This is a genomic window from Ferruginibacter paludis (assembly GCF_030409685.1).
GTDB classification, from domain to species: Bacteria; Bacteroidota; Bacteroidia; order Chitinophagales; family Chitinophagaceae; genus Ferruginibacter; species Ferruginibacter paludis.
Genome location: NZ_JAUFQJ010000001.1, coordinates 436,735 through 457,615, shown reverse-complemented (window position 1 = coordinate 457,615; position 20,881 = coordinate 436,735). Strand labels below are relative to the sequence as shown.

Genomic DNA, 20,881 nt, shown 5'->3' with positions numbered 1-20,881 from the left:
AAGCTAAAAAGTAGTATCTGTAAATGTAAACAAATACTACTTTTTAGCTTTGAAAGACCATGTTATAAAAAACTCCGCCACGAGTTCTCCGTTATTATTAATTCCGGTAGATTTTACTTTGATTGTTTTACCCTCGCCCGATGCTATGGCGGCTTCAATTGTTTGATTAATATCAAGGCCCTGTGCACATGTAAAAGTTGTGATGCCTGTCGCCTTTTTAAAATAGGCAGCTTCCAAACCAGTTACCAGCATGGATATGGCAGGATTGCTTTTGAAGGTATGCGTCATAGCCAGCACGCCGGTGCTGAGTTCTGCTGCCATGGCGAGGCAGGCGAAATAGGTTGATTTGAAAGGGTTTTGAGAAAACCATTTGTAAGGTACAGTTACAGTAGCACCTGCTTCATCAATTTGTTGAACCTTTACTCCTGAAAAAAAAGCAGCCGGTAATTTGGTTAGCAAAAAGAGCGGAAACTTAAACCGGTTTCGCACAAGCTGGATAAATTCATCTTTATTGGAATTCATTATACATGTTTTTCACACAATGATTACAAGAGATACAAAGTAGACAAAGAAGCATATCAACTGAAATTTTATTTGCGGAAAAATGACCAGTTATTATTTATAGTTTTCAGCTGCCAGTGATTTTGGTGTCCATTGCTGTAAAAATTCAAACACCTTCTTTTGATCGTAGCTTTTCTTTCCATCTTCCAGGTATTCGCTGTTTTGGGTGTGGATGCGGTGGCCTTTGGCATCTAAAATAATAAATACCGGAAAGCCGAAACGTTGCGGGTAACCATATTTTGAAAATACATCTTCATTCTTGTTTTCTTTACTGAAGTTCAACTCATACCAAACAAAGCTGCTGTTGATCAATGAATCAATCTGCGGATTTGCTTTGCTGATTTTTGCGAACTCCAGGCACCAGCTGCACCAGTTACCACCTGCCTGCAGCACTACAAATTTATTTTCAGCGGCGGCTTTTTTTACAGCCACTTCAATATCTGCTTTGGCATCTGCCGCCGCGTCGTATAACTTCTTTTCCTGCGCAAAAATGGAAAATGATATAAGCATCAGGCTGATAAAAAAGAACAAGTTTTTCTTCATAGGTTTAAAGATAAATGATAATTGTTTGCAGATGGATACCGCTAAAATAAAATGCCTGTTTTAACTTCACTTTGTTTGGGCGATGGTTTCTTTTACACCCTGCTGATAAGTAGTTGGTGTAAAGTTAAACCGGGTATTAAATTTAGAGGAATCAAATACATAGTCGCGGTCGTACTGGTACATCATTTCTGGCATTTCCCTCATAAGTGGCATGAACAGGCCCAACAATTTTAGTAACCACATGGGCAATGTAAAAATCTTGTCGGGTACATTCATTTCTTTTGTAAAGAGGCTGATCATTTCTTTTCCGGTCAGTGCGTTTTTATCAGTTGGTAAATGCCATACCTGTCCGTATGCATCAGGCGTATTTCCCAGTATGGCCGTGGCTTTTGCCGCATCAGGTGTATAGGTGAAAGAGTGTTTTTTATCCGCCTTTATAAACCAGTTGGGCTTTTTGCCCTTTTTAATATTTTTATAAACGACTTCTATCAAAAAACTTTTGTCATTATCCGGTCCGTAGAAATCGGCCGAGCGTGCGATTAAACCGGTTAGCTTGCCTTGCTTTACAGCCGCCATCAGCATGTCTGCTATTTGCCGGCGTACCATTCCTTTTTTGCTGGGCGGATTGATGGGCGAATCTTCCGTCATGTGCGGTATGGCATTGATATCATAAAGATATACGTTGTCGAAGAAAACCAGTTTGGCATTGTGTTTAATGCAGGCATCAATGGTGGCCTGCATCAGCTTTGGCCACTTCTCCTGCCACACTTTTAAGGTATATTCAAAACCAACAAGGAGATAAACAACATCTGAGCCGGCGATGGCTTGTTCTACCTGCGCAGGATCTGACAAGTCTGCCGGCAAGAGTTCATCCGTTGCATTTACTTTTTTGGGATTGCGGCTTACCAGGCGGATGCTGCTGGTATAGGTTGTTAACTCTTTGGCCAGTACCGAACCGATTGTTCCGTTTGCTCCTAAAATTGTCTGCATAATTTATTTGCTTTAGACCGTCCGTTTTAAAATAAACTTAAAATGCGTACACGCCCGCTCCGCTTCGATAAAAGTTCCTTTTTGCACAACCGTACAAGAGGGCGACGCAACGATGATCCACATTGCTTCTTAGCCCGGACCATTAATTTATTGCTTATCTATTTCAACCACGCAACCAACCACTTTATTTTTATCCGTGGCATCTGCTTTAAAATAAATGCCTCCATTATTGGTGCTATTGAAATTTACATTTTTTATGGCCACACTGCTGATGACTTCATTTAATTTACCTGCGTAGGTTGACTGGCTGCTTTTGTTAATGGATGTATTGATGGCGTTGTAATCCAACGGCTCTTTACTTACCACAATACCCATAAAATCTTTGGTGCCCAAACTATCCGCACGGATGGATTGCGCTTTTGGAAACAGCCTGTAACCCGTGATACCGCAATACGGCGAGTGGATAGGTTTGTAGGGAAACAACACAAAGCTATTACCCCCAGGGTTTGGCGTAAACAAATAAATGTAGCACTCAATGGCGTTTTTAATTTCTATTTTAAACTTAGTGCCTTTCCGTACAGGCGTAGTAGTTATGAAGGTGTTGGCGGTGCTCACTTTTAACGGAATGTATTGTTTGGTATCGTTGTTTACGAGGCCAATATTACATTCAAAATCTACGTTCAATGCAGCTCCTCTTTTTGGCATGGGATCAATGCCATAGGCTTCTCTTACAAACTCTTTAAAATCACCATAACGTACCCAGCCAATGCCGTTTTGTCCCCACTCAGGTCCCCAGCTGTTCATGATCTGGAAAGCGCCACCTTCAAGGCGGTCATCATACCCTATAACGCATAAGGCATGCCCGCCAAAGCCTGTCTGGCTGTAATCTTCCTGCGTTGGGTGCCATACTTTCTGCCCCATCATACCTTCCATAAAACTACCGCCTACCATCATGCCAATTACTACCGGTGCATCTTTGGCAAGATGTTCTTTTACAGCACGAAGGCTTAAATTGGTAACGCCATCGCCTTCGGTTAAACGGTTAAAACCATGCATGCGGTTTCGTGCCGCCTCACCCATCATTTGATTGGTGGGCTGACGGCTGCAATTATTTTCATCGTATGGAAATTCATTGTATGGAACAGCGCCTTTGTTGGTCATAAATTCCATGGCCTTCAGAATGAAAGAGCCCTGGCAGCCATCCATACCGATTTGGTTATATAAAAATGCCGGACTAAATGCTACATTGTTTGGATTTTGGGCAGTGCTGGCGCTTTCAATAATACTACGGGCGGCATAGCCACTACTCCAGGCTACGCAACTGCCTTGCTTGCCCTGGTTCTGCCGGTCGGGTGCAAAGCGCAGCAGGGAAACGCTTTCTGGCAAAGGGTTTTTTGTATTATCATCTTCCAGGCCTTCGTACACACTGGCTTTTTTAAATTCGTTGGGATCCAGTGTGCCGCCTTTTGTAAAATTAGACACAACATTGGCAACAGTGGAAAGCCCGGTACAGGATTGGTTCCGCAATAGAAAATAGCCGCCTGCCGCTAATACAAGTATCAAAATCATACCGCCGCCACAGCCACCTTTTCCGCCGCCGGTACCTCCACCGCCTCTTCCGCCAAACAGGCTGAATACAAGGGGCAAAAAATTCAGGAGTGTTCCCAAACCTCCGCCGCCACGTCCGCCACCTGAGCTAAATCCGCCGCCACCGCCACTTCCGCCATTGTAATCTTCATTGCTGTCCTGCGGATCGTCTACCATTTCCAATGCCATAAAATATTGTTTTGATTTAATTATTGATAAATAAAAGTAGGAGATTTTTTATAACAGGCGTAAGTAAATTTATCGGAAGCTTTTTCTTGATGCTGCAAAGCCTTGAATCAATTCTTTTCTTTTTCCAGTATTTCAAACTGTCTTGAAACACTGACGCCATTTTCATCTACCAGGGTTATGATGTGTTTTCCCGGTGAAGGATTCAAAGCGATCCGGTGAAAGTTTTGTGTAGTACCTGCAAAATTATCATCGAGGCTCCAGTAAATTTTTGCGCCGGCCCGCCGGTGGGCGGCGGTAAAAATGGTATTGCCTTTTTGGCCGCTTACTTCGAAGGGTACATATATTTTTGCGTCGGGTTGAGGATAGATAATTTCTATCAGTCGGCCTGTCTCTGCAAAATTACACCTGGGCTTAAAAGCAGGCAACACTTTATAATCGGCATTTTTTTGTTTGTAATAGTATTCCATCGCAGGGGATAAAACGAACCAGCTTTTATGTTGCATAGCAGATGGACTTTCACAATCTTCAGTAACCCTGTACTGGCCGGCTGGATCCAGGTTAATCATTTTATGGTATGGACAGAGTGGGGCTTTTTGCCCGTTGATTGGCATGAATAAAGTATCCACATCCGGACAATCTATGTTTGCCCGAAAGCCGCTTTGTTTGCACACAGCTACATTGCTATAATTAAAAATGGGTTTATTAAACCACGGTACATTCGGCAATAAACGAAAAATATCAAACAGTATGGGTGCCGCTGTTTTAATGCCAATCAGTCCTGGTCGCCCTACTCCATCTGTATTACCTACCCACACTGCCACCACATTTTTTGGCGTGATGCCAATCGCCCATCCATCCCTGAAACCAAAGCTGGTACCGGTTTTCCAGGCAATGGTTTGAGAAGAAACAAATTCCTGCCACAAGCCTTCTTCACCCGGACGCATTACTTCCTTCATGGCCTGGAAAGTGAACCATATGGAAGTCGCATCCAGCGGAATATTTTTTTTAGCTACGTTTATTTTTGGCGGCGGCAATTTATAATTGGGTGGATGAAAATCATTGGTATTGAGATTGCCTTCATTTTTTGCCTGGTGATTCAATGCCCTTGCCATGGAAGCATAAACGCCTGCAAGATCCCACATAGTAACTTCGCAACCGCCGAGAATCAAACTTAGCCCGTAAGTATCAGCTGAACGGTTCAGCGTTGTAATGCCGCACTGTTGCAGGGTTTCGTAAAATCGCTGGTATTTATATTGCTGTAATAATTTTACCGCTGGTATATTCAGACTTCTTGCCAGTGCATTGCTTGCAGGTACGGCGCCATCGTAACCCAGGTCGAAATTTTGTGGCGCATAATTGCCAATTTGCATAGGGATGTCTGCAATGATGCTGTTGGGCAAAATCAATCCATCGCTTAGCATGGACGCATAGAGAATTGGTTTTAATGCGCTGCCCGGGCTTCGGGGCGCTGCAATTACATCTACATCGCTTTCCATTTCTTTATCGTCCGGGGCATAAATATTGCCCACATATGCCAGCGTATTTCCTGTCTCTACATCCAGTACCAGTGCGCAGGCATTGTTGATACCATTGCCCTTTAAAACAGACTGGTGTTGCTGAACAATATTGGCGACTTGCTTTTGCAAGCTGCCATCTACCGTAGTATTTACTTTCGTTTGTTCGTTACCGTTATGATCGTTTTTAAAGCGTTGAAATAAATGCAGTGCGTTTTGTGGTAAGGCCAAAGGTTCTCCGGGCAACGGTTCCAGCTTAGCGAGGTTGCAACTGCTCTCGTCAATTTTATTATTGCTTTGCAGGTTATCCAACAACCGGTTCCGTTTCTTTAACAATACGTCCCTGTTTTTTCCTGGATGTACGAGGGCTGGTGCATTGGGCAATACGGCCAGTGCCGCCATTTCGCCCCAGCTTAATTTATCCGGACTGCGGCCAAAGTAGCGCCAGGCTGCTGCATCCAATCCTACTACATTGCTGCCGAATGGCGCATTGCTTGCGTACAGGGAAAGAATTTCTTTTTTTGAATACGATACCTCTACCCTTACAGCAAGGATACTTTCTTTTATTTTGTTCCAGATACTGCGGCGGTTGTCTTTTTTTGATAACCTGATTACCTGCATGGTGAGGGTGCTGCCGCCTTGTGCTGTCTCCCTGTTTTTGATATCTTTTATAAACGCCCTGCTGATAGCAATTGGATCTACCCCGGGATGATAAAAAAAGCGTTTGTCTTCAAATGTAGTAATGCAGTCAATAAATTTTTGCGGTACATTTTTGTTGGCTGGAAAACGCCATTGGCCATCTGCTGCAATGGTTGCATTGAGCAGGTTACCATCTTTATCTTCGATGACATAACTGGTTGGAACATTGAATAATTGTTTGGGTAATGCAAACCAGAACCAGGTTAGTAATATCAGAGCGAGTAGCCCCCATCCCCTAAATGGGAGTTTGAAGCGGAGTTGGCGCCAGGCATTTTTAAAGATTCTACTTTTATTTTTTTGGGTGAGCACTTTATGAATATTTCATTTTTCCTGGTTCGCTAATTAATCCCAATTAGGTTGACTTCAATTTGGCAGGCAGTGCCTGCCGAATCTTATAATCTTATTGCGGGTTATCAATACACTTCATAATTATCTATAAAGCCATTGTGCCGGGGCCCTCTAAACTTCGTTGAAGCTACTTCTTACAATTTCGTAAATGGGAAAGCTCATCCTGATCGTAATTATTTACCTTCTATTATTGCTTTAACTTTCTTTTGCAATTCCTTTTTATCGGGCAGGTAAAGCTGATATTTTGAAACAAATATTTTATTGGAAATCCCTCCCGTTGCATATTCAACCAATACTTCGTCTTTCTCTGTGGATAAAATAATTCCGATGGGCTCATTGTCGCCTACTACATTTTCTTCAGTTTTAAAATAATTAAGGTACAGATTCATTTGCCCGATGTCACCATGGTTTACCTTCCTGATTTTAAGATCGATGATTATAAAACACTTTAAAATGCGATGGCAGAAAACAAGATCAATTGAGTAGTGCTTATTACGAAGTGATATTTTATATTGCCTGGCAACAAAGGTGAAACCTTTGCCCAGCTCCAATAAAAATTGCTGTAAGTTATCTATTACCTTTTGCTCAAGTCCCCTTTCAGACACGCGGTAACTTATGGGAATTTTAAGAAAGTCCAGCACATAAGGATCTTTTACTACCGTTGTTGCGTCAGCTACAACGTGCCCTTTTTTTGAAAGTTGCAATACCCCTTTTTTATCCTTACTTAATGCAAGGCGTTCAAATAAAGAGGAATCAATTTGTCTTTCAAGTTCCCTGGAACTCCACTTCTCATGGATCGCTTGCCTTTCATAAAATCGTCTTGCGAAAGTGTCGGTAATACCTATCAGTGCTATAATATGAGTCCAGCTCAATTTGGCAGGCACTGCCTGCCATTTCTCATAACTTAGATAAAATCTACGCATATCCAGCACATTGCGTCTGCCAAATCCTTTCCCAAATTGCAAAGTTAAATCCTTTGAAAGCCTTGTCAGTAGCTCAGTTCCGTATTCTGCCCGCTCCATTCCCTGCTGCTCAAATTCAACGATGTGTCTGCCAATTTCCCAATTGGCTTTTACCAACTCAGTATTAATTGCCCTCACTGCATTTTGCCTGGCCACCTCAATTGTAAGACCAATAGCAGCTAATAGTTTTTCGTATTTAGGTTTTGCAGGCTTCATGTTTTATTTTGCTTTAATCATCAACAACAGTTACAATTTACTTATTGATTTTAAAAAAATTTTTTCCAATTCTATTTTACCCTTGTTTAAAAAAATCCGTTTATGCTTTTTGAATTAAGCACCTGCTTATATCAATACAGTAGCAAGTTTAATGCGTCGCCAAAAGCTATAAAACCATAAGAGGGCGATGCAACGATGATCCACATTGCTTCCTGGCCGGGACAAAAAATGTACTATACTTATTATTAAACCGCTGCCGGGGCTTGCAGCCGCCGGCAGGGTCTTGCTTACTGATGTTGCGGATCAACTACCTCAACCCATTTGCCATTTACACCAGCCGTAATACTGTTATCATACATGGCTTCGGTGAAGGTGCCCGGCAAAAAGTAACGGCCCAGATACGAGGCATTCAATTGCACATAATAAGTAAGCGTTTCAAACTGGTTGATGTTAAAATAAGTGTACAGGCGATCATCGCGGATATCCTGGTACGTTGAGTAGGAAGATTTAAAGGAGCCTTCGCCACCGAGCATGCGGGCATTCAATATCTCCCAGCCGCTGGGAAATATTTGCGTTAATGCCATCTGGCTGTAAGTACCACGCCGGCCTGTATTTTTAACGGTTACTTTGGCTACAAAATCTGTTCCCTGTGCTAGCTTGCTGATGTCAACCGTAGCACCATTTTGCGTAAGGTAACTGACGGACATTGTGAGCAGCGCAGGGTTGTTGTTTACTTTTAAACTATCGCCGCTTAAAGGCCGCCCTTTGGTGATGAGGCGCACATACAACGTGTTAGTGCCGTTGTTACTGACCAATACATTGGCGCTGCCGTTTTTAAACAATACAGGTAACTGGCGGATGTAGGAAGCCGAATTAATGTCGGTTGCCTTTGCGCCTGCCGAAGCCCTGGCAATGATCTTGGCACCCGATGGATTTTTACCGCAATACTTTGCGATAGCGATCAGTGAATACGCCGTAGTTTGTGTACTGTACCAATCATCCTGCGAAAGTTTGGCTGCAATGGTGGGCAACAATTGCGCGGCCTGGTTTCGTTTACCCATGATGGTTAGTGTTTCCAGCACCATGGCTTCGTCCCGCAGATCTGAGCCGAAACTAATGCCCGGATTGGGACGCGGAGCGAAGGTGGTGGACAAGCCCTGGATGAGCGCCTGAGCGGTTGCATCCTGGCCGGCAAGCTTGTAGGCTGCAGCCAGCCGCCATTTACCTTCGGGCGACAAATATTTAAATTCTTTCAGCCGGTTCATAGCACCGAGCTCGGGTGCTTTGGCAAGTGCGAGGGTATATAGGCGATAAGCCTGTGTAAGATCTGCACCATAAAAGTTGGTGCTGTTTATCACCCAACTGTTGGCCTTGCCGCGTTGATAATTTTTCCATAGCTGCAATAAATTATCGCTTACAAAAAAGCCGTTGGCTTGCGCCTCCACCAAAAAGTGCCCTGCATAGTTGCTGCCCCATTCATCGCTTTCTCCTCCGCCGGGCCAGTAACTAAAGCCTCCGTCGGGGCGCTGAAAATTTTGCATTCTTGCGATGCCCGCTTTTACATTTTTATCTACCAGCGATTTTTTATACTCATCCAAATCTGTCAGCTGATTTAATACCAGTTGTGGAAAAACGGCAGAGGTAGTTTGTTCAATACAGCCATGCGGATATTCAATTAAATAGTCTAGCCGCTTTTGTAAATTCATAGATGGCAGGCTTGAAATTTCGACAACGGCGGTACTTGTTGCAGCCACACCAATGGCGTTGGCCACTGTGTTCCATTGCTGGCCCGGTGCCAGTGTAATTTCACTCAAGCTTGTCACCGCAGGGTTCGGATTTCTTATATCAAGCTCCACTTCATAGTCTGCTTTTTCGCCACCGGAACTGGCAAGTAATTTTACTTTACCTACACCTGTGTTTGGCTTTACTTTTACATCAAAGTACAACATCTGTTCGCCCGTTTGTGTAAAGCTGGCTGATTGTGCTGATGTACCAACAACCTCTAAATATGGATTTGACTGCAGCATTACGTTTACATTTTTAATATTGTTCTCCATCGCAAAAACCGTTACGGGCAACTTGATGGTTTCGCCCGGACCAAGTACCCTTGGCATAGTTGCCAGCAGCATCAGCGGCTTTTTTACTGCGACTGTTTTTTCTGTTGATCCATAACTGCCTTCGTGTGCCGCTACCACCATGGCTTTTACAGAACCGATGTATGATGGTAGTCTGAATGTTTTGGTTTGCTGCTGTCCTTTTCCTAAATGAAATGGCCCAAGATATTGCACCACTGGCTTAAACCTGTTGGCTGTCTTTTGTTTTACCGGGCCTCCTTCTGCATCGCCGCCGATGGTTAAAATGCGTTCCAGGTCGCCACCCCATGCGCCAATTACATAATCAAACAAATCAAAGCTTTTTACTCCCAGCGCTTCTCTTGCATAAAAGGCTTCATGTGGATCAGGTGTTTTAAATCTTGTCAGATCAAGCAATCCCTCATCCACAATGGCTATGCTGTAGGTCATTTCTTTTCCCTGTTGTTCGCTTACGGTAAATGAAACATTTTGCTCCGGCCGGATGGCAGATGCCATGGTTAAAACCGGGTGCAACAAAGTGTTTTTATCTTCTACAAAAATGGGGATAGAGCCATACATCCTGATCGGCAAATCATTGATGGTTTGTGCATGCGGTTGTAACAGACTTACGGTTGCATAAATGTTCGGTGCCATCGCTGCATCTGCTTTAAACTTCACCTGCGTTTGGCCCTGCGTGGTTTCCTGCCAAAAGCTTTTTATTACTTTGCTGCCACTTTCCAAACTTACCAAAATGCGGCCGCCTTTACTGCTCGGTATGTTCAATTGTACTTCATCTCCAACATTGTATTTTTCTTTATTGCTCGCAAATGATAACATCGAAGCAGCGGATTGGTCTTCATCCCCACTCCTGCTTTGCCAGCCCGGCTCATCAATATAAAATGTTGATCCGGTGGTGTGACCGCTCTTAATATCTTTTACTAAAATCAGGTAACGGCCCCATTCATTTGCTGACGTTCCAAACTGCCACTGCCCCTTGCCATTGCTAAGCTGAACGGTTTCTTTTTTTAATAATTTATTGTATTCATTTTGCGTAAAGTTGCTGAGGTTGTCGCCGTTGTCATCCCACCACCAGCGCCATTGTATGCGATAAAATTGCACCTCCACTGCTGTGTTGCCACCAAGCAAATTTCCTTTGCTGTCAACGTTTACAATTTGCGTAGTGTGGGTTTTGCCGGCTAGTAAATAATCAAATGGCTTTTCGCCTTCGGGTAATTTTAAACCGGCATAACTCGTATACGGACTGTAAGGCACCGTCATATTATCAATGCTGAAACTACCGCCGGGTTCAAAAACTTTAATCACCATATTGGCGGTCAGCATGCCCGGTGCCGATTCATCCATTTCAAAATTTGGTTTGATGGTGGCATTGCCTTCAGCATCCAGCGTGCCATCTAAAATGGTTTTGCTTTGCGTGCTGTAATTGCTGGTAGGGTTATCAAAATCATAACCGGTAAATTTTGCAAAGCCTGTTTTTTTAGCATACAGGGATGCATCAATTTTTGCTTTCAAATTTTTACCCGGTGTACCGAATAACCATTTGGCATTGATGGTGCCTGTGGTTTCATTGCCTTTGCCCAGCACTGCATCTTTACCAAAATCAACATTAATTTTTAAGCGGTTGGGCATCACTGTTTCTACCTTGATCGTCTTTTCAAAATTAGCGCCACCACATTTTATTTTTGCCAGCCAGTTACCGGTTGACGAGCTGACATCCGTATTGGTTTTAAATAAATAGAAGCCGTCTGTAACATCGTTTTGTATAATGTGTTTGTACAATTGTCCCTGCGGTGTAAACAGGCTGAATTCTACCGGGTGATCCTGTGGTAATTTCTTTTCCTTGTCTTCAATAATGCAATTGATGTACATCGTATCTCCCGGCCGCCATACACCACGTTCGCCGAAGATAAAACCCTTAATGCCATTCTTCACTTCTTCCCCACCCACATCAAAACGGCTTAACGCCAGAGAACTTCCATCATCCAGTTTTAAATAGCCCCGCTCATTTCCTTTTTTTGCAATCAGTAAGTATGGCTTTCTTTTGGTATCAATGGTAGCAAATCCGTCACTGCCACTTTTGCCTTTGCTGATGATGGTTTGCTGGTAATCCATTATCTCCAGGTCAACATCATTCATTGGCTCTGTCGTGAGGATATTGCTGACTGCTACCAGCAAACTATTGCTGCTGCTGCGTTTGGCGGTAAGGCCGATATTACTTGCTAAAATGTTTCTTGTCGCCCAACGGTCTTTGTTGTAATACGATTTGCTGGCAGGATCATCTTTACGTTGCCAGTTATAACCGTAGGGATAGTAGGTGTCATAGCGTTTCCAGAATTCATCATCTTCATCCACGCCATTGTTGTTGCTGTAATTCTCTTCCTCATCACCATAATAATTCTCCTCTTCCCCTGCATCTTTTGCAGTGGTATCTGCAGCGCCCTGGTACAAAGAATATTGTGGTCTGAAGCCGATGGTAACATGATAAATGGCGCCGGGTTCTGTTTTTAAGAATTTATCAATGTCCAAACTAAAATGCTGGTGTTTATGCAGGTCCAGTGTTTTGTCATCATCCAGCCGCAAGGTTTTTTGTACGATTGGTTTGGCTACACGGCGCAGGTCTGAATTGCCGCCGAGATTATTATCCTGTAAAAACTGCGGCACATTATTTTCAAATATTTTGATGATGCTGATGTCGACCGCATTTAAATTAATGGCCTCAAAAGGCAGCACCAAACGGCCGGAGTTCGGCAGTATATTTCCCTTGCCCTGGATCTTTACTGAGGGCATTTTATTTTCAAAATTGATGTTGCTGGTAAACCCGTTACTCAATGTATCGCCCCAGGTATTTTTTATGCCTGCATTAATGTTGACAGTATAATTGCCATCCAGTTTTCCACTGGTAAAAACTTTTACTTCGCTACCATTGATGGTGTAGGAAATATCGGCCTGGTTGCTGATGGTTATCAAACCGGTAAGGTCCTGGCCAACCAATATTGGATCACTAAACTGCACCGATGCATATTGCTGTGCTTCGTTGGTGGCTGCTACATTCAGCACTTTAAAATCTCCCGCCGCAGGTACGGCTATTTCTTTACTGCCTTTCAATTCAATGCCCATCGGCTGTCCGTTCCAAAGTAAATTCACATTGCTGGCGTTGTTACCCCGGGCAATCGCTTCCACAATAAAGTTGTGCGATTTGGCAACATCGTTGTGCTGCCAGTTTATTTTTAAAGCATTCCCGTTTTGTGAAGCCGATAACAATTTTTCAATCTCTGTTCCCTTTTCAACATCGGCTGTTTCAAGGTTGCCTCCCAGTGACATTTTATTTTTAGTGCCGTTGCTGCGCAAACCTTCGTCTGAAATTTTAAACGATGGCTTCGCCGTTTGCATACTGAATTTAAAGTCGCTGTATTTATCGGGCACCTTGGTAACCTTGCCCAGACTGAATTGTACCTGGTACAGCTGGTTGGGTTTTAAATATTCATCGGGCTTAAATTCAATGGTGGTGGCGTCTACCCATCGTGCTTTACCTTTCACCGAAGGCGAAATATCAAACAGCGTTTCCTTCACCTCTTCACCCAATGTATGCGTGGTGTTGGCGGCGGCAGCCAGTTGAATACGCACGGCTGCAGTCTTGCTGATAATGCCGGTAGTATAAGCATCCATATACTTACTAAAAGCAGGAGCTACTTCAATCCATTTGTCTTTTTTACTGCAGGAGAACAAGAAGAAAATTAAAGAAAGGCACAGAAGGGTACGCAAAAAAGTTGCACTGAACTTTTCAGAACGGTTAACAGCATCGGGGTCCATAATGGTTTTGTATTTTTTTGTGCAGTACAACCAGGATGGTGGTACTGTTAGGTTTGCTGATGTAAATGTTATATAAAATATTGACATCCGCAAGATGCAGAAAAAATAAATGCTGTTAAACTATTTGTAAAACAATCTTCTGGAAAAGGAAAGATTTTTGTCCGGGCTTCAATTTTTCAATTTAGCTTCATTGGCGTCGCACTCTTGTACGGTTGTTTTTTATAGCGGCTTTTATTGAAGCGTAGATTTATCTTTTAAAAAAATGAGGATGAAAAATAATGGCATTTTGTGCCTGGGAAAATCTCCCGCATCAGGCTGCGGCCTGATGTCATTTAGTTTAGCATTGCTATTTTAATTGTCACGCCCTTCAGGGCGTGGAATCAAGAATAATTATTAGTTTTATTGGCTTTAGCCAAACTATTATTTGGGCTAAAGCCCAATTTCTTATTTCTATTTTTTATCCACGCCCTCAAGAGCGTGGCAATTAAAACCTTAACCAAATAACATTGCGCATTGGCCTGTTGCGGCAAGGCCAATTTCATTATTACATTCCTGTTCCCCGTTTCTTTTCTTCCGCAATTTTAAATGCCAGCGGACCGTTGCCGGCAATTAAAAAATAAACCAACAATAGCAGCACAACAATTGTAATAAACAATTCGGAATAAGGAAGTAATACATCTTTAGCCATATTTACGAAAATGATGGCGCCTATCAATACAGGTATTTGTATCAGGCAGGCAAAACGGGTAAATAAACCGAGTACCAGCATGATGCCGCCAACAATATGAATAAAGGGAATTACATGCGCCAGTAAAACCGTAAGGAAAGAACCAAAAGTATCTCTGCCCGACGACATAAGACTAATGAGTAAACTGGTGTTGCGGAGAAAGTCGATGCCTTTGTAACAGAGGAATACGCCCAGGGCGATGCGTATAATATCTACCCATTTAGGATGATGGTGATCGCCCCAATATTCAAACCGGTGGAGAATGTCCATAACATAAATTTTTAGGATGTAGAAAAAAAGAACTGCTATAAATGTAAGCCTTTTTTGCTTTTTTTCAAAGCACTTTATTCAGGTGTTCATAACCCGCACAGAGCAGTATCATCTGCAAAATTTGAGTATGTAAAAAAGGGAGCCAAGCTAATAATACAACAGTTTGCAAACTGCAGTTGCTACAGATAATCGAATGAACCTGCGAATTTAAGAGGTGTACCACAATGCTACAAACGTACAAGTGTGCGACGCAACGGCTGTTTCACAGAGCTGTTGTTTTGGCCCGGGCAAAAACTATTAAAATGGAATCATTAATAAAGCTGCTCATCATATTCCAGCTCCGGTGTAGCCGTTTTTTTGTCGGCGAAAAATTTATTTTTCCACGCTACGGTTGCAGCCAGTAAAGCCATTACAATCAGTAACGACAAGCCTTTTGACAGATCAGAAATTTTTGAGATAAAGCCAATGATTGAAGGTCCGGCGAGGAAGCCTATCAGTCCGCCCGTTGTAACCATAGCAAATCCTTCAACGGTGCTTGTACCCGGAATGTTGGCCGCCGCACTAAATAAAACGGGCACAATACAGGACGAGCCAAAACCAATTAAGATATATCCAAGTATGGCAACGGGAACCACAGGTGCCAATACAACAATGGTAAACCCTGTTGCCGATAACAGGCAGCCAGTGATCACGATTTTTTTACTGCCAATGGAGGCGATGAGGCCGTCGCCGTTTAATCTTCCAAGTGTCATGGCAATTGAAAAACCGGCGTAGCCAAAGCTGATGAGCGCCTTGTGCGCATGCAGCGTTTCTTTCAGGTAAATAGCGCTCCAGTCGGCCACACAACCCTCTGCCATAAAAGTGACCATGCAGATAAAGGAAATGCCCAAAATAGCTGGCGAGGGAAGTTTAATTCCGGAACGGCTGTGAATAATATCCTGGTGTATGAGTAAATGCTTTTGATTGAGCGTGATAATGATTAAAATGGTGCTGGCTACAATTACAATCTGCCATCCAGCCACGATATGCAATGAAATGAGTAATGCGGCCAAACCGGCGCTTACCGCACCGCCCAAACTATACATGCCATGGCAAGTGCTCATGAATAAGCGGCCTGCTTTTTTTTCCATGATGTTTACTGTTGCATTTGCAGATACACCGTTCAAAAAACTGCAAAATCCATAAAGGTATAGTATCAGCCAAAACATGGGCCTGTTAAGCGAATTGATTTGCAATATCATGAGGAGGCAGAGCAAGCGGTAACCATTCAGCATCCAGCGGCCAACAGGCACTTTGCTGAATATTCTTGTAGATAACAGCATGCCACTGATAGCACCAAGTGGCGACAACAGCAATGACAAACCGAGGCTGCCATCATCAAAATTTAGCCGCTGTTTTATGGTGGGTATTGCTGCCACCCAGGTGCCAAACAAAAGGCTGGAGGTTGCGAACAAAAAACCTACCGCCAGTGCAGGTTTGTTTTTAATGAAAGAAGAAATGTTTTTGATCATTTAAATAACGGAATTAACGCTGCCCGCTATTCAAAAATAGTATTATTTTGTATCACACAAAGGGCGATAAGAATACAACCGGACCAAAGAAATGAACCGGCGTATCCGCTCACTGTCAAAAAAAGACTATTTGCGGCTGAATCATCGGTTGGTTCTTGGTATCCTTTGTCTGCTTTGGGTGAAACAAAATTTTAGTCACTGTCTTCCATATGTAATTTCTGGTGATGTGCGCCGGCTCCGATGTACAAGGCAAAGCAGGCGATGGCGGTATCTTTTAGCAGACTAATCAATGCCATTTGTTTCGCTTCGGCATTGCCTGCATTCATGAAATTTGGGAAGTGAATGGTGAGTACAAATATAAAAAGCAGCACTGCCAGCAGGTAGCCTGCGGCTTTTACCCACTTGTTAAGAATAAATGCTGCAGCGACCAGGATAAAAGCAATGCCAACAAAATAGACCCATATCAATCCGCCGGGTAAAAATTGTGGTACATAATTTACAAGATCGCGGGGATGTAAAAAATGCTGGATTCCGAAAATGATCATTACAAGCGAAAGTAAATAAATGGCTAAGCGGGCTAAGACGTGTGGAACTTTCATATCAATCGTTTTTAGACAATTAAGTTACATTAATTAAAGCCGGAATGCAACTGTTTGGCCATATTCTTTTGCACGAAAGCACTGTGTGTCAATACATCCGGTAATACGGGACGGCTAGTTGCGCAAAACAAAACGCGGAAAACAAGTCCCCATTTTACCTGGGGTTTGTTTTCCGCGTTATAATTATTTTTAGCTGTGCCGGTTAAATTACCTGGTTTTTCAGCAGGTCTTCAAATTCATCTTTTTTGCGGATAAGTTTTGCCTTGCCATCAATCACCATTACTTCGGCAGGTTTTAAGCGACTGTTAAAATTGCTGCTCATTTCAAAACCATAAGCGCCAGCATTGTAAAAAACAAGGTAATCGCCTTCCCGCACTTCATTTAGCTTTCTGTCCCAGGCAAAAGTATCTGTTTCACAAATGTTACCAACGATTGTGTAAATCCTTTCGGCGCCTTTGGGATTGCTGATGTTTTCGATGTGGTGATAGGCATCATACATCATAGGACGTATCAGGTGATTAAACCCACTGTTGACGCCCACAAAAACCGCGGCCGGGGTTTGTTTGATAACATTCGCCTTTACTACAAAATAGCCGCACTGGCTCACTAAATATTTGCCCGGCTCAAACCATACCTGTAATTTCCTGCCCGTTTCTTTTTCAAATTCCTGGAAGGCAATCGCTACTTTTTCGCCCAACGCATTTACATCTGTTTCCGCATCACCGGGTTGATAAGGCACTTTAAAGCCGCTGCCCAGGTCAATAAATTCAAGATTGGGAAAATGGCTGGCCAGTTCAAACATCACCGCCAGGCCTTCTAAAAAAACATTGATGTCTTTTATCTCGCTGCCGGTATGCATATGTATACCTGTAACATTTAATTTGGTTGTCTTTACAATGCGTTCAATATGGCGCATCTGGTGAATGGAAATGCCAAATTTACTGTCAATATGCCCGGTAGAGATTTTGTAATTTCCGCCCGCCATAATATGCGGATTCAGGCGTATACAAACCGGGTAAGAGCTACCGAAATTATTGCCAAACTGTTCCAGTATAGAAATGTTATCGATGTTGATGTTGACACCCAATTCCTTTACGGCTACAATTTCTTCAAAGTCTACACAGTTGGGCGTATACAAAATATCTTTGGGTGCAAAACCTGCCATCAGTCCAAGTTTCACTTCATTAATGCTTACACAATCCAGCGAAGCGCCTATTGAATGGATGTACTTTAAAATATTTACATTGGTCAGCGATTTACAGGCATAGAAAAAACGGGCGTTGCAACCGGCAAAACCCTTCTGCAGCTTTTTATATTGCGCTGCAATGCGCTCGGCATGATAAACATAAACGGGAGTGCCAAATTCGTTGGCCACTTCAATAAGTTGCTCGTGTGTTAAATTCTTTGCCATGTTGGATGTAGTGTGTTTTATTTTATTTTTCATTTTTGAACCGCCATAAAAAAAGGTATGAGAAACAATCTTCGTCATACCTTATTTAAAAATTTATTTTTAAATCTATGATTCCGATTGTTGCTCTTCCGGTTTATCTTCCTTTGAAGCAACACCTGTTACTTCGCCCTGTTTATCTCCTGCAGCATCTTCTTCCTGTTGATCATTTTCAATCACACTGTTCTCTTCATCAAAGGCTGTATCATCAGTTGTAACAATCATTTCTTCTTCAATTAATAGCACGGCACTTTCATCCAGTTCCATTTCCTTTTCGTCTGCTGCTGTATCAGCATTTGCAAAATCATTGTGCTGGTTTAATTCAGCCATATTATCAGGCACATATGGCTCTGTTAAGGGCGTATGATTTACCAATGTTGCCTGTACCAGTTCTTCCATCAGTACCTCACTTATCTTGGGTAAATCTGCGGTGCTGTTAATGCCAAAATAATCCATAAAAGATTTGGAAGTAGCATAGATCAACGGCTTACCAACCGCATCCTCGTTTCGGCCGGAAATAATTACCAAATCCTTTTCCAGTAATTTTTGCACCGCATAATCGCAGTTAACACCTCGGATGGCTTCTATTTCACTCTTAGCAATTGGTTGCTTATATGCAATAATGGCAAGGGTTTCAAGTGCAGCATTCGAAAGCCTTTTTAAAAATTTGTCTCCATTTAACTGGGCAACTGTTTTGTGGTATGCCTTTTTTGTTAAAAATTGCCAGCCGCCGCCGCTTTGCCTTAACTCAAATGCATAAAACTCGGCACTGTATTTTTCGAATATTCCTTCAATGGCTGCATCTACCTGTTCAACGGTGGCCCTGTCTTCAATAAACCCCAGCGCATTGTTCAGCAGTTCAACCAGCTCCGTATTAATGAGCGGCTTGTCACTTGCAAAAATCAAGGCTTCAATATGTGGTATTATCTGTGAAAGTTCCATCGCCCCTGTCCCCTAAAGGGGTATAAAAATTTATTTTGTTAGATGTTATCTTTTCCGTTTCCGCCTCGGAGAGGGATGTTAGCCATTCAACGCTGCAGCACCGCTTACAATTTCTGTTAACTCAGTAGTAATGGCAGCCTGCCTTGCACGGTTGTAACTTATTTTGAGTGATTTAAGCAATTCGTTCGCATTATCGCTGGCTTTGTCCATCGCTGTCATCCGGGCACCATGTTCGCTTGCATTACCATCCAGCACTGCTTTAAACAATTGGGTGTTTAAAATCTTCGGCATCAGTTCGCCAATCAACACATCTTTGCCAGGTTCAAAAATAAAATCGGCATTTGCTTCGCCTGCTTTTTTCGCAACACGGCCTACAGGTAAAAATTGTTCGGCTATAAACTGCTGCGTGGCGGCATTTTTAAATTCACTGAAAACCAGTTCCACCACATCAGTTTCTTTATTGGCAAAAGCATCCATGGCATATTTAGCCGCAGTCTGTACTTTTTCAAAACTCAATCCGGTGAAAATTCCCCAATAATTATCCACCACTTTAAATCCGTTTTTCAAAAAGTGCTCGTACCCTTTTTTACCAATTGGCAAAATGGTAACATTGCCCTTGGCATATTGCGTCTTATATTTTTCAAAAATCAGGGAACGGGTTAACTTAATCAGGTTACTGTTGTAACCGCCGCACAATCCCCTGTCGCTGGTAACAACAATAATCATAATTTTTTCGGCTGGTCTTTCAGTCGCCAGCGCCATGTTTACATTGCCATCGCCATTGCTTACAATGTTGCTAAGCATTTCCTGCAGCTTCTGCGCATAGGGCCGCATTTGTGTAATCGCATCCTGTGCACGGCGTAACTTGGCTGCACTTACCATTTTCATGGCCTTTGTTATTTGCTGGGTACTTTGTACACTTTTAATCCGGTTACGTACTTCTTTTAAAGCTCCTGACATATAAAGTAAATTGATTAAGTTGTTGTTTTCGGACCGCAAAGGTATGGCAAAAAAGCATATCCAAAAACGCCGTTATTAACAAATAAACCACCAGTTGCACTATATATAAAACAATGATGGTCTCAAAACCAGACCGCTAACTTCCATTTACAAAGATTTTTATTCAATTGCATCCATGACTTTAATAACCATTCTATAGTATTATTTCCGGCTTCTGCCGAAAGCAACGCGTTATTTAAAAATAAGTGACTATACTTGCAAATTGAGCTTATAATAAACATCTTTAAATATATTTTTGTCGGTAAAGTCATTGCACGTAAGCTGAAAGACCCAAAAAATACTAAAAAAACAAACAATATTCTATAATGGGATTAGCATTGGATCTTTTCCTCACCCTGCTTCTTGAGTTACCCATCATTGCACTTTTTTTTAAGCGAAAGAAAAGACCGGATGCATTAATGAACGCCCTTATGGTCAACCTGATTTCCTGGCCCGTAGCCCATATTCTAAAAATCAGTACCGACATCAGCATATATTTAATTGAAGCCATAGTAATAATCGGGGAAGGCATCGCCCTCTGGTTGCTCACCGGCTGTGGCTGGAAAAAGGGATTTACTATGTCAGTGATCGCCAACCTGATCAGCTTTGCTGTTACCAGCCTGATTCATATTGAGCCGGACATTTTTCAAAAACCGCAAATGATTATCCACTAAGCGTATAAGTAAGTCAGCAGTAGTGAGTGGTGATTAGAGAGTAATGTTATACTACATGCATTCGCCCGGTCATTATTGCCTGTCCACCATTGCCTGTTGACATTGAATACTCACTACTTACTGTGGCCTATTTACTATTGCCTGTTCTCCAATTAACTGTCAACTAATTTGTACCTTTGCCTCCCCTCCAAAACAGGGGACTT

The 20,881-nt window shown here is 42.6% G+C and carries 14 protein-coding genes; 1 reads left to right on the top strand and 13 read right to left on the bottom strand.

Translation table 11 applies throughout. The features are described from left to right. Positions 1-36 precede the first annotated feature (36 nt). From QWZ08_RS01910 to atpG, 13 genes are all read right to left on the bottom strand, one after another. Positions 37-522 (bottom strand): DUF4442 domain-containing protein, encoded by a 486-nt coding sequence (locus QWZ08_RS01910; protein ID WP_290335490.1) that lies wholly within the window; start codon positions 520-522, stop codon positions 37-39. A gap of 93 nt (positions 523-615) precedes the next feature. Further along, positions 616-1,104, bottom strand: a complete 489-nt coding sequence (locus QWZ08_RS01905; RefSeq protein ID WP_290335489.1) for a thioredoxin family protein — start codon at positions 1,102-1,104, stop codon at positions 616-618. Between the two features lie 66 nt (positions 1,105-1,170). Beyond that, the gene (locus QWZ08_RS01900; protein ID WP_290335488.1) at positions 1,171-2,094 is read right to left on the bottom strand and encodes an NAD-dependent epimerase/dehydratase family protein; all 924 of its coding nucleotides are present in this window, start codon (positions 2,092-2,094) and stop codon (positions 1,171-1,173) included. A gap of 147 nt (positions 2,095-2,241) precedes the next feature. Continuing rightward, positions 2,242-3,870, bottom strand: coding sequence for a C1 family peptidase (locus tag QWZ08_RS01895; protein ID WP_290335487.1), 1,629 nt, complete (start codon positions 3,868-3,870; stop codon positions 2,242-2,244). Between the two features lie 107 nt (positions 3,871-3,977). Then, on the bottom strand, positions 3,978-6,392 hold the full coding sequence (gene pbpC, locus QWZ08_RS01890; RefSeq protein ID WP_290335486.1) for a penicillin-binding protein 1C: 2,415 nt from the start codon (positions 6,390-6,392) through the stop codon (positions 3,978-3,980). Between the two features lie 212 nt (positions 6,393-6,604). Then, complete coding sequence (locus tag QWZ08_RS01885; protein WP_290335485.1) at positions 6,605-7,609, bottom strand: PDDEXK nuclease domain-containing protein; 1,005 nt, start codon at positions 7,607-7,609, stop codon at positions 6,605-6,607. Between the two features lie 287 nt (positions 7,610-7,896). Further along, positions 7,897-13,509 (bottom strand): Ig-like domain-containing alpha-2-macroglobulin family protein, encoded by a 5,613-nt coding sequence (locus tag QWZ08_RS01880; protein WP_290335484.1) that lies wholly within the window; start codon positions 13,507-13,509, stop codon positions 7,897-7,899. 544 nt (positions 13,510-14,053) lie between these two features. Beyond that, positions 14,054-14,506 carry a DoxX family protein gene (locus QWZ08_RS01875; protein ID WP_290335483.1) on the bottom strand — a complete coding sequence of 151 codons (453 nt, stop codon included), beginning with the start codon at positions 14,504-14,506 and terminating at the stop codon, positions 14,054-14,056. 311 nt (positions 14,507-14,817) lie between these two features. Continuing rightward, complete coding sequence (locus QWZ08_RS01870; protein ID WP_290335481.1) at positions 14,818-16,017, bottom strand: MFS transporter; 1,200 nt, start codon at positions 16,015-16,017, stop codon at positions 14,818-14,820. A 191-nt stretch (positions 16,018-16,208) separates the two neighbouring features. Then, positions 16,209-16,616, bottom strand: a complete 408-nt coding sequence (locus tag QWZ08_RS01865) for a DoxX-related protein (protein ID WP_290335480.1) — start codon at positions 16,614-16,616, stop codon at positions 16,209-16,211. Positions 16,617-16,818: 202 nt separating this feature from the next. Continuing rightward, positions 16,819-18,105: a diaminopimelate decarboxylase gene (lysA, locus tag QWZ08_RS01860; RefSeq protein ID WP_290335479.1), complete on the bottom strand. Its 1,287-nt coding sequence runs from the start codon at positions 18,103-18,105 to the stop codon at positions 16,819-16,821. 27 nt (positions 18,106-18,132) lie between these two features. Further along, entirely contained in the window at positions 18,133-18,969 is an 837-nt protein-coding gene (gene scpB, locus QWZ08_RS01855) for an SMC-Scp complex subunit ScpB (RefSeq protein ID WP_290335478.1), read from the bottom strand. Positions 18,970-19,083: 114 nt separating this feature from the next. Next, a complete protein-coding gene (gene atpG / locus QWZ08_RS01850; RefSeq protein WP_290335477.1) occupies positions 19,084-19,965 on the bottom strand; it encodes an ATP synthase F1 subunit gamma in 882 nt (293 codons plus the stop codon). 365 nt (positions 19,966-20,330) lie between these two features. Between atpG and QWZ08_RS01845 the strand changes: the two genes are divergently transcribed. Continuing rightward, positions 20,331-20,678: a hypothetical protein gene (locus QWZ08_RS01845; protein ID WP_290335476.1), complete on the top strand. Its 348-nt coding sequence runs from the start codon at positions 20,331-20,333 to the stop codon at positions 20,676-20,678. Positions 20,679-20,881 lie beyond the last annotated feature (203 nt).